The organism is Streptomyces sp. NPDC057697 (genome assembly GCF_042799335.1).
GTDB lineage: Bacteria > Actinomycetota > Actinomycetes > Streptomycetales > Streptomycetaceae > Streptomyces.
This window is the reverse complement of record NZ_JBHVJA010000001.1, coordinates 171,525-183,909: the sequence shown is the minus strand read 5'-3', so window position 1 is coordinate 183,909 and position 12,385 is coordinate 171,525. Positions and strand designations below refer to the sequence as shown.

The following is a 12,385-nucleotide window of genomic DNA, read 5'->3' as shown; positions in this document are numbered from 1 at the left end:
CTCCGGTCAGCTCCCCTGGAGGTGCGCGCCGATGAGGGCGGCGTAGTTGGCCTCACCGTTGCGGTTGGGGTGCAGCGGGGCGGCGGCCGCGGTCGGCACGTAGCCCTCGACCCACTTGTCGGACGGGGCCTGGCAGGAGTCGTGGCCCTTGCTGGGCGTGGCGAGGTCGATGTACTCGGCGCCGTGCGCGGCGCTCTGTTCGGCGATCACCGTGTTCATCCGGTCGACGCTGCCCTGGAGGAAGTCGGCGTCCACCGGGAGGACCGGCTGGAGCGGCCAGCAGCCGCCGGGCTTGATGTAGAGGCCGTACCCCGTGACGATCACCCGGGCATGCGGCGAGCGCTGGTGGATCGAGTCCAGTACGACGCCCAGCTTCGGCGCGAACTCGGCGATGCGCTGCCCCACCTGGTCCACGCCGCCCTCGTTGTACTTCTCCTTGCACGGGGTGGCGTTCGGGTCGAGGGTGGTGCACTTCTGCGCGATGCCGACCAGGCCGGTGTCGTTGCCGCCGATGGTCAGGGTCACCAGGTCGGTGTCCGGGCGCAGCGCGTCGAACTGGGGCGGCGCCGAACCCATCGGGATGTCCAGCAGCGACAGCGACTGCTTCTCGGTCATGTGCTTGGACGCGGCGCCGCTGCAGGTGACGTCGCGCAGTGACGCGCCGATCCGCGAGGCGAGCTCATGGGCGTAGTTGTGGGTCGAGCGGCCGCAGGCCACCGGCCCGGTGATGTCCGGGATGAGCGGTCCGGAGGCCATGGAGTCGCCGAGCGCGACATAGGAGGTGGTGCCGTCCTCGTCGGCGGCGGAGGCCGGGACCGCGCCCGTTCCCACCGCCAGACCGGTCAGGGCGAGCGCGCCCACGATGGTCCTGACGGATCGACAGAAGCCCTTGTGCTGCGGCAGGTTCACGGAATCCTCCGACGGTGGGGGGCGGGACGCGGGATGGCGTGTGACGCCGGTCATCATGCAGACTCAAGTGCCGTCGTTTAACTGGTGGGTAACGCAGACTTCCGCGGGGGAACTTGTGACGCGTGACAAGCGGCCGCTCGTCAGCACGGGGGAACGCGGTGCCCCGGCGGGGCCGCGGGGCCGGCCGCCGGCCATCGCGGGGCGTCCGGTGGCCGCGTACCTGCGGGCCCGGGTCCCCGCCCTGACCGGCCGTGTCGTCGCCCGGCTCCTGGCCGATCTGCCGGTCTACGCCGATCTGCCGCACGAGGAGATCTCCGGCGACATCGCCGACATCGTCCAGCACAACCTGCGCCTCTTCGCGGACGTCGTCGAGCACCGCCGCCCCGCCACGGACGCCGAACTGGCCCAGCAGCGCGACTCGGCGGCCCAGCGCGCCGAGGAGGGCGTGCCGCTGGACGCGATCCTCACGGCCTACCAGGTCGGCACGGCGATGTGCTGGCAGGAGACCGCCCAGGGGGCGCTGCCCGGCGATCTCCCCACCGTCCTGGAGATCATGGACCGCATCATGGTCCTCCAGCAGCAGCTGACCTCCGCCGTCAGCAGCGCCTATCTGGAGGCCCGGCAGATCCTCGACAGCCAGGAACACGGCGGTCGGCACGCGCTGATGGCCGCCCTGCTGACCGGTGAACCCCTGGACCGCTTCACCCACCGCACCGGACTGCGTCCCGCCGCCCGCTATCTGACCATGACGCTCGCGCTGGCCCCGCACCCCGACGAGCTGGGCCAGCCGCCGGGGCCGGGCTCGGGCATCGCGGCCCGGCGCAAGATCCGCCGCGTCCGCACGGCGCTCGACCACTTCGCCGGTACGCCGGCGCTCACCGCCCTCGACGCCTCCGGCGGCACGGTGCTGCTGCCCGCCGCCGAGCCACCGCCGCCGTGGCGCGGGCCCGGTGGTCTGTGCGCGCTGATCGAGGAGGCCGCCCGCGCGGCCGGTGTGCCCATCACGGCAGCCGCGGAGACCGCCGAACCGGAGGCGGTCCCGGCCGCCGTGGCCCGTAACGCCGAGATCGTCGATCTGGTCGCCCGCACCGGACGGCCCCCCGGCCTGTACCGGCTGGCCGACGTCCTGCTGGAGTACCAGCTCAGCCGGCCCAGCGAGGCGCTGCACGGGCTGGCGCAGCTGCTGAGGCCGCTGGAGGTGAAGCCGGAGCTGCTGCGCACCCTGGAGACCTATCTCGAACTGGGCCTGGACCGGCGGGCCACCGCGGCCGCGCTGCACATCCACCCCAACACCGTCGACTACCGCATCCGCCGTATCGACCGGCTGACCGGCCTCTCCCCGGCCCGCCCGGCCGATCTCCAGCACATCAGCGCGGCGCTGGTGGCCCGCCGCTCGGTGTGAGGGCGAACGGTGGCCGGAAGCCGTCGGGTACGGAACCGTCGCCGAGGGCCGTTCGTTCGGTCGTGCGCGAGCGGACGACCGGTGCGCGAGGGCTGTTCAGGGACCGGGCCGGGGGCGATCACGCCCGACGGCCGCGGGGTCGAGCTGTACCGGCGGCTGCCCGTGGGCGACGGACCGGAGGTGACCGCGGCCGCCGTGCCCGCCGGGGCGCGCGTGCTGGAGCCGGGCTGCGGAGCGGGCCGGGTGTCCCGTCCGCTGACCGGGCGCGGCTTCGAGGCCACCGCCGTGGACGGGTCGGCGCGGATGCCGGAGCGCGTCCAAGGCGCCCGCACCGTACGACCGGGTGCGGGACGGGATGCCGCACGCCTGCCGCGCGCACATCTTCGGCGACGCGCGCCGGACCCGGGCCTTCCTGTCGCGGAGGCTGTCGGAGGAACGGTTCGGGGCGCGCCCGGCGGCGGGCCCGACGGTCGGCCTGCGCCCCATGGACGACGGCACCCGGGTGCGCGCGGTGCCCCGCCGAGCGGGCGGGCGGCCCGCGCGGGCTTCAGTGGACCGTGCTGAAGCTCCGCCAGGGCGGGGCGGAGCCCGCGTTGACATCGTTGACCGACCGCGCGACGTATGTCGTGCCCGGACCGGTGCAGTCGGGGGTGCGGTACAGGATGATGTCGACCAGGGTGCCGTTGTTCACTTCCTTGGCGCCGGCGGGGGCGAGCCGGTGGCAGCCCCTCACGAGCGGGCTGTTGACCATGATCACGTCGTCCCGCTCCGTCGTGTAGGTGACCGGCCCGACCGCGGTCCGGCCGAGGCCGGAACAGCCGGCGACGGTGAGGGTCAGGAGCGCGGTCCCGGCTGCGATACCGAGGCGGCGACGGTGGGCGGTCACGGGCATGGGCGGGTCCTCGTCTGTCTCGTCCGGTGTCTCGTCGGGCCCGTGGCGCCGGTACGGGCGGTACGGGGCACGGAGCACGTACGGAGTACGTGCTGACGCTGGTCACCCTGCCCGCTCACCGGCGCCCCGGCATCCGGGGCGCGGCCGGGCGGGCGAGAACCGGGGCGGCGGGAGGCCGGCCCCTGTTCATATCTGGTCGTATCGGGCATACCGTGGTAGTAGCGAGTGATTCATTCGCGACAGGAAGACGCAGGAAGTTTCCGGCTTTCAGGGGGCCGTCATGGTCCAGGAGCTCGTGATCGCGATAGTGGCGGCGGTCTCGGCGTGCGCGCTGTACATGGCAGCGGCGGCCAAGGTCGTCAAGCAGTACGAGCGGGGCGTCGTGCTGAGGCTCGGCAGGCTCCGCAACGATGTACGGGGACCCGGATTCACCATGGTGCTCCCCGGCATCGAGCGACTGCGCAAGGTCAACATGCAGATCGTGACGATGCCGGTCCCGGCCCAGGACGGGATCACCCGGGACAACGTGACGGTACGGGTGGACGCGGTCATCTACTTCAAGGTCGTCGACGCGGCGAGTGCCGTGATCCAGGTGGAGGACTACCGGTTCGCGGTGTCCCAGATGGCGCAGACCTCACTGCGGTCGATCATCGGCAAGAGCGATCTGGACGATCTGCTGTCCAACCGCGAGAAGCTGAACCAGGGCCTCGAACTCATGATTGACAGCCCGGCGGTGGGCTGGGGCGTGCAGATCGACCGGGTGGAGATCAAGGACGTGTCGCTGCCGGAGACGATGAAGCGCTCCATGGCCCGCCAGGCCGAGGCCGACCGTGAGCGGCGTGCCCGGGTCATCAACGCCGACGCCGAACTCCAGGCGTCGAAGAAGCTCGCCGAGGCGGCCGAGCAGATGTCTGCCCAGCCCGCCGCCCTCCAGCTGCGCCTGCTTCAGACGGTGGTGGCGGTCGCGGCGGAGAAGAACTCCACGCTCGTGCTGCCGTTCCCGGTGGAGCTGCTCCGCTTCCTGGAGCGGGCGCAGCAGCCCGCACAGGCGCAGCCCGAGGTACAGCAGCCCGCACAGCCGCGGCCCGCGGTGGAGCAGCAGCCCGTGGAAGAGCGGTCGTCCGCGCAGCGGCAGGCGGCGGAGCCCTCGCAGGCGGTCCGGGCGCGGCAGTCGGCGCAGCAGCCCGGTGCGCAGGCGCCCCGGCCCGCCCCGCGGCCGCGCCCCACGCCACCCCGGCGTCCGGCACCGGCCCCGTCGCAGCAGACGGCGTCGCCCGCGCCCATGCCCGCGCCCCCGGCCGCCGCTCCGGTGCGGCCCACCCGGCCGAATGCGAAGCCCCTGGCCAAGCACTGAGCCGGACCGCGCGTCCAGCGTTTCCCGCCTCGGCCCACAGCACTGGGCCGAGGCGGGAAATAACGTGCCTGACCTGCCGAAACGCAGCCGCGCGACCGACTGTCCGACCCCCCGCCTAGACTCGCAGGAGTCATGAGGGACAAGGCGATCACGAGGATCAGGGCGGGAGGGGAGCGGGACCGATGACCACGGCATCACCTCGGCAGGACACCTCCGTCATCCGCCTTCTGCGCTGCGCCGCCGTGTTCCTGCCCGCCGCGCTGCCGAGGAACGGGAGCGTCGCCTTCTGGGCCCCCGACGGCGGCCCGCTCCCGGAGCCCGGCGAGGTCTGCGGACATCGCCCGGACCCGGTGGATCCGGGCTCCGGCCCGCGTACGGCCGAGATCACCGTCGTCGGTCGCCACGGGCAGGCGGGCGGAGTGCGCCGGCGTACGGTCCCCGCGGTCCTGCTGCCCGTCGCCGACGCGCTGCCGCTGCTGGTGCGCGCCCGGCACCAGGAGTCCGCCCACCCCGCCACGCGGTGCTGGGGCGCCGCCGCGCTCCAGGCGCTCGGTCTGGCGGCGCGCGGCAGGCTCCTGCCCGGTCTGACGGCGGACGACCACGACGCCTGGCGGGCCGGGCCGCGCGACGTCGAGGACATCGCCCATCTGCGCGCGATCGCCGCCGCACTGCCCGCCGAGGGCCACGCGGTCCCGTTGCCGGACCTCACCCCGCTCCGCCTCCCCGACCCCGAGTGGCTGCTCGGATCGTTCCTCGACGCGGTCGCCGACACCCTGCCGCGCACGCCCGCCGCGGCGTACGCGATGGGCGCGCCCTTCGCGGCCCGCGAGGCCCAGCACCTGCCGGGAGCCCGCGCCTGGGCGGTCGAGGTGGCGTCCGGACTCGACGCGGGGGTCCGCGTGTCGCTGCGCCTCGACCTCTCGGCGTACGAACTCTTCGATACGGCCGACGCGGCCGATCCGTACGACGCCGCCGACGCGGCGGACGCCGGCGACGGAGCCGACACGTACGACACCGCCGACGCGGCTGATACGTACGGCAGCTCCGGCACCTCCGATGGCCGCGCCCCGGGCCGGGCCGCGCGGCACGCCGCCGCTGCCATCGCCCAGGTGCACAGCCTCGCCGATCCGACCCATGTCACCGACGCCGCCGCGCTCTGGAACGGCGGGGCGGGCGAGCCGTTCGGCCCGCGGGCCAGGATCGACGCCGTGCTCGCCCTGCGCCGCGCCGCCCGCGTCTGGGCCCCGCTGGAAAGGCTGCTGGACCAGCCGGTGCCCGATGTCCTCGCCCTGACGGAGGACGAGCTGTACGAGCTGCTCGGCGACGCCGGAGCCCGGCTGGCGGCGGCCGGGGTGAGTGTCCACTGGCCCAGGGAGCTGGTCCGTTCGCTCACCGCCTCCGCCGTCGTGCGGCCCGCTCCCGGCTCGGCCACCGACGGCACCTCGTTCTTCGACGCCGAGCAGCTCTTCGCCTTCGACTGGCAGCTGTCGCTGGGCGACGAGCAGCTCACCGAGGCGGAGATGGACCTCCTCGCGGAGGCACACCGGCCGGTGGTGCGGCTGCGCGACCGGTGGGTCGTGGTCGACCCCGCGCTCGTCCGCAAGGCACGTAAGCGGGGGCTCGGCCTGCTCGATCCGGTCGACGCCCTCGCGGTCGCCCTCACCGGCACCGCCGAGGTCGACGGCGAGCAGGTCGAAGCCGTGCCCGTCGGCGCGCTGGCCGCACTCCGCGAGCGCATCACCGCCGAGCACACCACGATCGCCCCGCCGCCCGGCCTCGACGCCACGCTCCGCGACTACCAGCTTCGCGGCCTGGCCTGGCTGGACCGGATGACCTCCCTCGGCCTGGGCGGCTGCCTCGCCGACGACATGGGCCTGGGCAAGACGATCACCCTCATCGCCCTCCATCTGCACCGCGCCCACCCCGCGCCCACCCTGGTGATCTGCCCCGCCTCCCTCCTGGGCAACTGGCACCGGGAGATCAACCGTTTCGCCCCCGGCGTCCCCGTGCGCCGCTTCCACGGCACCGACCGCACGCTCGCCGAGCCCGACGGCGGCTTCGTCCTCACCACCTACGGCACGATGCGTTCCAGCGCGGCGCAACTGGCCGGTCACGGCTGGGGGCTGATCGTCGCCGACGAGGCCCAGCACGTGAAGAACCCCCAGTCCTCCACGGCGAAGGCGCTCCGCACCATCCCCGCCCCGGCCAGGGTCGCCCTCACCGGCACCCCGGTGGAGAACAACCTCTCCGAGCTCTGGGCCCTGCTCGACTGGACCACTCCCGGACTGCTCGGCCCCCTCAAGGCGTTCCGCGCCCGGCACGCCCGTATCGTCGAGAACACCGGTACGGCCGCCGGGCTCGCCAACGACGAGGCGGTCGAACGGCTCTCCCGCCTGGTGCGGCCCTTCCTCCTGCGCCGCAAGAAGTCCGACCCGGGCATCGCGCCCGAACTGCCGCCCAAGACGGAGACCGACCACCCCGTCTTCCTCACCCGCGAGCAGGTCACGCTGTACGAGGCGGCGGTCCGCGAGACCATGGCGTTCATCGAGGCGTCCGAGGGCATCGCCAGGCGCGGGCTGATCATGAAGCTGCTGGCCTCGCTCAAGCAGATCTGCAACCACCCCGCGCAGTACCTGAAGGAGGAGCCGACCCGCCTCGTCGGCCGTTCCGGAAAGCTCGCCCTGCTCGACGAACTCCTCGACACGATCCTCGCCGAGGACGGCTCCGTGCTCATCTTCACCCAGTACGTGACCATGGCCAGGCTGCTCTCCGCCCACCTCGCCTCGCGGGCCGTCCCCTCCCAGCTCCTGCACGGCGGAACGCCGGTCGCCGAGCGGGAGCGGATGGTGGACCGCTTCCAGTCCGGCGAGGTCCCGGTCTTCCTGCTCTCGCTCAAGGCGGCGGGCACCGGCCTCAATCTCACCAGGGCCGCCCACGTCATCCACTACGACCGCTGGTGGAACCCGGCCGTCGAGGAACAGGCCACGGACCGGGCGTACCGCATCGGCCAGACGCAGCCCGTGCAGGTGCACCGGCTGATCGCGGAAGGCACCGTCGAGGACCGGATCGGTGAACTGCTGGAGGCGAAGCGGGCCCTGGCCGACACGGTCCTCGGGACCGGGGAGGCCGCGCTGACCGAGCTCAGCGACCGCGAGCTGGCCGATCTCGTCTCGCTCCGGAGGCCCGCATGAGCCCCCGCCCGCACACCGGCCACGACCCCCGCCCGCACACCGGGCACGACCCTCGCCCGCACACCGGGCACGACCCCCGCCCGGCCGCCCGGCCGCGCCCCGGCCCCGACGACCTGCGGCGCACCTTCGAGGCCGTGCCGCCCCGCACCTCCGTCGGTGACGAGCCCTTCGCGGACAGCTGGTGGGGCCGCGCCTGGGTGGCCGCGCTGGAATCCCTCTCGATGGACGAGGGCCGGCTCGCCCGGGGCCGCGCCTACGCCGACAGCGGCAAGGTCGCCGCGATCACCGTGACCCCCGGCCGGGTCGTCGCCTACGTCCACGGCAGCCGCCCCCGCCCCTACCGCTGCGAACTGCGGCTGCGGGCCCTCACCGACCCGGACTGGGACACCTTTCTCGACGCGGTCGCCGCCCGGCCCGGCCACCTCGCCGCGCTGCTCGCCAAGGAGATGCCGCACTCGCTGGTCGACACGGCGGCCGGGGCCGGTATCGGGCTGCTGCCCGACGCGGGGGACCTCGACCCCGGCTGCACCTGCCCGGACCACGGCTGGCCCTGCAAGCACGTGGCCGCGCTCTGCTACCAGATGGCGCGGCTCCTGGACACCGACCCGTTCGTCCTCCTCCTGCTGCGCGGCCGGGGCGAACGAGAACTCCTCGAAGAGCTGGGCCGCCGCAACGCCGCCCACTCCGCCCGGGAACGCCCCGAGGCTCCCGCCGCCCCCTCCGTACCGGTGCGTGAGGCCCTCGCCGACCGTCGTCTCCCGCCGCTCCCCGCCCCGCTGCCGGTGCTGCCGCACCCCGCGCAGCCGCCCTCGTACCCGAGCCTGCCCGGCGCCCGCGACCCGCTCGCCCTCGACCACCTCGCCACGGACGCCGCAGCCCGCGCGCACGCACTCCTCACCACCGGTACCGACCCGCTCGCCGGGCTCACCCCCTGGCAGGACGCGGTCCGCCTGGCCGCCTCCCGGCCCACCGCCGGGCTCACCGCCACCACCCGGGCGCTCTACCGCGAGCTGGCGTACGCCACCGGCCGCACCACCACCGACCTGGCCCGAGCGGTCGCGGCCTGGCGCCAGGGCGGCGCCGAAGGGCTGGCCGTCCTCGAAACCCCCTGGGACCCCCCGGCCGGCCCTTTCGACCGGGCCCGCCCCGCGCTCTCGGCCGCCGGCTTCCCCCGCTTCCAGCCCCGGCGCAACCACCTCACCCACCCCGGCGGCACGCTCCAGCTCCGCTTCGGCCACGACGGCCGCTGGTACGGCTACGAGTCCGAGCCGGGCGAGGACGACTGGTGGCCCCGGGCCGCCCCGGACACCGACCCGGTGAGCGCGCTCACCGAACTCAGCGGCGGCTGAACGCGACGGGCCAAGGCACCACCCCGCACCCAGGAGCTCCGGAGAGGGACGAAGAGCGCGGCCCCGGGGGACGCGAGACCCGCGCGACCGCCGTACGCCGGAAGCCGGTGCGGGCCGTCGATGACCAGGAACCCGCAGCCGACGACCGGGAACCGGCGGTCGACGACCGGCGCTTCGCGGACGGGTGTCAGAAGTCGGCGCTCGTGCGCTCCTCGATCCGGGCCACCGACTCCTGGGCGTAGGCCTTCTCGTAGGCGTCGCGGATCCGCTCGACCTGGGCGTCGCGCACCCGGGCCTCGGACGCGGGGTAGAGCAGGGTCAGTTCGTAGCTGCGCTCCCGCTCGATGGCCCCGTGGGAGTCGCGCCACTGCCCCCGGCCGTCCTGGATGGTCAGCCCGTTCGGGAAACGCGGGGTGACCTCCTCGTCGATGAAGGCCAGGAACTGCCGGTCCGTCACGGCCGGTCCGCCGTCCGGGCGTTCCGTGCCGAAGAGGAGCCGGGTCTCGATGTAGTCCCTCCCGCGCGAGGCGGCGGCCCGCTCGGCGGAGCGCGAGGCGGCGGGGGCCTCGTCCCCGAGGGTGGCGTACGCGACGGGCGTTCCCACGGCCAGCGCGGCCAGGGCGGCGGTCGTCGCGGTGATCAGGACACGCCTCTTCGGGCCGGTGCGGCGCTCCGGAGCGGTGCGCTCCTTCGAGGTGGTGGGACGCTTCGGGGCGGTGGGGCGGAGGAAGCGGGGCAAGGCGGATACCTTCGTTCGGCGCCTGGGGAAGGCGGTGTCCGGATGCGGGCGAGGGAGCCCGCGAGGGCGGAGGCCGTGCGCGGGCGGAGAGCCCGCGGGCCGGTGGATGCGCGGCCTCACTGTGACAAGCGGCCCCCGCCGGACAGCGGCAAGGACATGGGCGTCCGCGGGAAACCACCCGTACGGTCGGCCCGGCGCGCTGCCGGATATCCCGTCGCGGCCCGGGACCCCGGCTGCCAGAATCGGCTTCATGAGCGCGGAGATCAGCCGTATCGATCCGCCGGAGCTGCACCCCACCCCCGGCTACCACCACATCACCGTCGTGGAGGCGGGCCGGACCGCCCATCTGGCCGGGCAGTGCCCACTCGACCGCTCCGGCACCCTGGTCGGTCCGGGCGATCTCGATGCCCAGATCGACCAGATCGCGGCCAACGCCCTCGTCGCCCTGGCGGCCGTGGGCGCCGGACCGGAACAGGTCGTCCGCTCGGTGATCTACGTGGTCAGCGACGAGGTCCCGAGCCTCGGGGCCGCCTGGCGCCGGCTGACCGGCTCGGTCATCGGCCCCGCGTTCACCAGCGCGAGCACGCTCCTCGGCGTTGCGCGGCTCGGCTTCACCGGACAGCTCGTCGAGGTCGACCTCACCGCGGCGCTGCCCGCACGGGCCACCGGCCCCCGGTCGCCGCACTCCGAGAGTCCGGACAACTGACCACGGAAAAACGTTTGTTCGGCCGATGAGGCGTTGTTAGCTTTCTCGACGTGGCGAAACTCAATCAGATCATCGCAGTCGAGAAGGGCGTCAAGTCCAAGGCTCACCAGGACCTGACGGCGGCGCATCACGGCCTCCAGAAGACCGGTCTGCTCGCCGGGATCTCCCGGACGTACCAGCCGAAGGACGAGGAGGGCGAGCAGCTGCCGCCGGAGTCGACGCTGGTGCAGATCAAGGCCGAGGACGTGCTGCGGGAGACCGCGGCGACCCTGACCCGCCTCTTCGACGTGACCGCCACGAAGGACTGGGCCAACTGCTCGGCCCGCGCGGATGTGAAGGTCGACGGGCGGGTGCTCGTGAGCGAGGTGCCGGTCTCGTACCTGCTCTTCCTGGAGAAGCAGCTGACGGACCTCAACACCTTCGTCCGCAAGCTGCCGGTGCTCGACGCCGCCGAGGCATGGACCCAGGACCCGTCGACGGATTCCTGGAAGACCGAGCCGGTGCGGACGCTCCGCACGAAGAAGGTGCCCCGCAACCATGTGAAGGCGGAGGCCACCGACAAGCACCCGGCGCAGGTCGACGTGTACTACGAGGACGTCCCGATCGGCTACTGGACGACGGTGAAGTTCTCCGGCGCGCTCCCCGCGCGGCGCGTCAACGAGCTGCTGGACCGGGTGGAGAAGCTCCAGCAGGCTGTGAAGTTCGCCCGCGAGGAGGCCAACGGCGTGGATGTCACGGACCAGCGGGTGGGTGATGCGGTATTCGGTTACCTCTTCGGGTGACCGACCATTGATTCCCCGGCCGACCCATTTCGGCCGGGGTGCGCCAGGAGCGCAAGCTGAAACTGAGGCTTGTCGTGACGACGCGGTTCCAGTGGAGGTTCGAGTCCTCCCCCCGGCACTCCGTGCGCCCCGGCGCACGCACGGGCCGGGGTGGCCCAAATGGTAGAGGCAGACCGCGATCAATCTCAGACTCTTGCTCCAGACTCAGCATTCGCCACCCAACGCCGAATCAAACGGACCCGTGCCCATGGGCGTCGAGATGCCGGTTCGACTCCGGCTCGCAGAGCTTCGATCTGCGGTCGTCTAAAGGCAGGACGCGGCGGCATCAACCTGACGCGGGTCCTTAAAAGTGTCGGCGTGCCGTATGGGTGGCACACCAGGGCTCGGGGGTCGGCTACGCCCCCGGGCCCGCTCCTGTTTTCCCCCCCGAGGCACCGCTCAGGCCTTCACCGGCAGTGACACCCCGCGCCCCGCGAAGAAGCGTTCGAAGTCGGTCAGCGCGAGATCCGCGGCCCGGGACCCCGCCGTCGTGCCCGACGGGTTGTGGAAGTGGACGCCCGTGCCGTCGGCCGTACGGGACGTCAGCAGCACCAGGTGGCCGCCGCGCCCCGGGGCCGGCCGCCCCGGATGCCGGATGCCGTAGTGCACCGAGGCCATGACCGTGCGCCCGGCGTCCAGCAGGCCGAGGATCTCCCGTGCCGCGAGATGGCGGTGCACCGTGGCGTCCACGCCGTGCACCTCGCGTGCGTACTCCGCGAAGGGGGCGTAGATCAGGCCCCGGATCTCCCCCTGCGCGTCCTGGGTGTACGCGCCGTAGCGGAGCGCCCCGTCGCGCAGCGCGAACAGGGACGGGGCGCCGGCGCCGAGCGCCATGCGCAGGCAGGTCATTCCGCACAGATGACCCGACCAGCGCGCGTACTCGGCCGGTGAGGCCGCACCCGACTCCGCCCAGGCCGGGTCGGTGGCCGGATCGAGTCCTTCCTCCACGATCGGGCCGACGAGCTCGGGCGAGGCGAACTGGGTGTGGACGGGAACACGGCAGGCGGGGCAGGTCACCGGGG

11 protein-coding genes and 1 tRNA gene are annotated in these 12,385 nt (G+C 73.5%); 8 read left to right on the top strand and 4 right to left on the bottom strand.

The window, feature by feature from the left end; translation table 11 throughout:
* Positions 1–6 precede the first annotated feature (6 nt).
* Positions 7–909 carry an SGNH/GDSL hydrolase family protein gene (locus ACFVFH_RS00870; protein ID WP_383761531.1) on the bottom strand — a complete coding sequence of 301 codons (903 nt, stop codon included), beginning with the start codon at positions 907–909 and terminating at the stop codon, positions 7–9.
* A gap of 208 nt (positions 910–1,117) precedes the next feature.
* Here ACFVFH_RS00870 and ACFVFH_RS00865 point away from each other — a divergent pair, with 208 nt between their 5' ends.
* Positions 1,118–2,311, top strand: coding sequence for a PucR family transcriptional regulator (locus tag ACFVFH_RS00865; protein ID WP_383761528.1), 1,194 nt, complete (start codon positions 1,118–1,120; stop codon positions 2,309–2,311).
* Between the two features lie 9 nt (positions 2,312–2,320).
* Positions 2,321–2,875, top strand: coding sequence for a class I SAM-dependent methyltransferase (locus ACFVFH_RS00860; protein ID WP_383761525.1), 555 nt, complete (start codon positions 2,321–2,323; stop codon positions 2,873–2,875).
* Here the strand turns inward: ACFVFH_RS00860 and ACFVFH_RS00855 are convergent.
* On the bottom strand, positions 2,859–3,203 hold the full coding sequence (locus ACFVFH_RS00855; RefSeq protein WP_383761523.1) for a hypothetical protein: 345 nt from the start codon (positions 3,201–3,203) through the stop codon (positions 2,859–2,861). The genes ACFVFH_RS00860 and ACFVFH_RS00855 overlap by 17 nt on opposite strands.
* 280 nt (positions 3,204–3,483) lie before the next feature.
* Here ACFVFH_RS00855 and ACFVFH_RS00850 point away from each other — a divergent pair, with 280 nt between their 5' ends.
* From ACFVFH_RS00850 to ACFVFH_RS00840, 3 genes are all read left to right on the top strand, one after another.
* Positions 3,484–4,557 carry a slipin family protein gene (locus tag ACFVFH_RS00850; protein WP_383761520.1) on the top strand — a complete coding sequence of 358 codons (1,074 nt, stop codon included), beginning with the start codon at positions 3,484–3,486 and terminating at the stop codon, positions 4,555–4,557.
* A 182-nt stretch (positions 4,558–4,739) separates the two neighbouring features.
* Positions 4,740–7,748, top strand: a complete 3,009-nt coding sequence (locus tag ACFVFH_RS00845) for a DEAD/DEAH box helicase (protein ID WP_383761517.1) — start codon at positions 4,740–4,742, stop codon at positions 7,746–7,748.
* Entirely contained in the window at positions 7,745–9,097 is a 1,353-nt protein-coding gene (locus ACFVFH_RS00840) for an SWIM zinc finger family protein (RefSeq protein ID WP_383761514.1), read from the top strand. Before ACFVFH_RS00845 ends, ACFVFH_RS00840 begins: the two co-directional genes overlap by 4 nt.
* Positions 9,098–9,284: 187 nt before the next feature.
* Here the strand turns inward: ACFVFH_RS00840 and ACFVFH_RS00835 are convergent, their stop codons facing one another.
* The gene (locus tag ACFVFH_RS00835; protein ID WP_383763468.1) at positions 9,285–9,740 is read right to left on the bottom strand and encodes a DUF3574 domain-containing protein; all 456 of its coding nucleotides are present in this window, start codon (positions 9,738–9,740) and stop codon (positions 9,285–9,287) included.
* 346 nt (positions 9,741–10,086) lie between these two features.
* On the opposite strand from ACFVFH_RS00835, the gene ACFVFH_RS00830 reads away from it, so the two are divergent.
* The 3 genes from ACFVFH_RS00830 to ACFVFH_RS00820 all read left to right on the top strand — a co-directional run bounded on the left by ACFVFH_RS00830 (position 10,087) and on the right by ACFVFH_RS00820 (position 11,442).
* Complete coding sequence (locus ACFVFH_RS00830; protein WP_383761511.1) at positions 10,087–10,542, top strand: RidA family protein; 456 nt, start codon at positions 10,087–10,089, stop codon at positions 10,540–10,542.
* 50 nt (positions 10,543–10,592) lie between these two features.
* Complete coding sequence (locus tag ACFVFH_RS00825) at positions 10,593–11,324, top strand: hypothetical protein (RefSeq protein WP_383761509.1); 732 nt, start codon at positions 10,593–10,595, stop codon at positions 11,322–11,324.
* A 32-nt stretch (positions 11,325–11,356) separates the two neighbouring features.
* Positions 11,357–11,442 (top strand) — tRNA-OTHER (locus tag ACFVFH_RS00820).
* Positions 11,443–11,762: 320 nt separating this feature from the next.
* Here ACFVFH_RS00820 and ACFVFH_RS00815 read toward each other — a convergent pair.
* Complete coding sequence (locus ACFVFH_RS00815; protein ID WP_383761506.1) at positions 11,763–12,380, bottom strand: peptidase; 618 nt, start codon at positions 12,378–12,380, stop codon at positions 11,763–11,765.
* Positions 12,381–12,385 lie beyond the last annotated feature (5 nt).

Coding starts and splice junctions, on each gene's coding strand:
- ACFVFH_RS00855 (WP_383761523.1), bottom strand. CDS start 3,203: ATGCCCGTGACCGCCCACCGTCGCCGCCTCGGTATCGCAGCCGGGACC.
- ACFVFH_RS00850 (WP_383761520.1), top strand. CDS start 3,484: ATGGTCCAGGAGCTCGTGATCGCGATAGTGGCGGCGGTCTCGGCGTGC.
- ACFVFH_RS00845 (WP_383761517.1), top strand. CDS start 4,740: ATGACCACGGCATCACCTCGGCAGGACACCTCCGTCATCCGCCTTCTG.
- ACFVFH_RS00840 (WP_383761514.1), top strand. CDS start 7,745: ATGAGCCCCCGCCCGCACACCGGCCACGACCCCCGCCCGCACACCGGG.
- ACFVFH_RS00830 (WP_383761511.1), top strand. CDS start 10,087: ATGAGCGCGGAGATCAGCCGTATCGATCCGCCGGAGCTGCACCCCACC.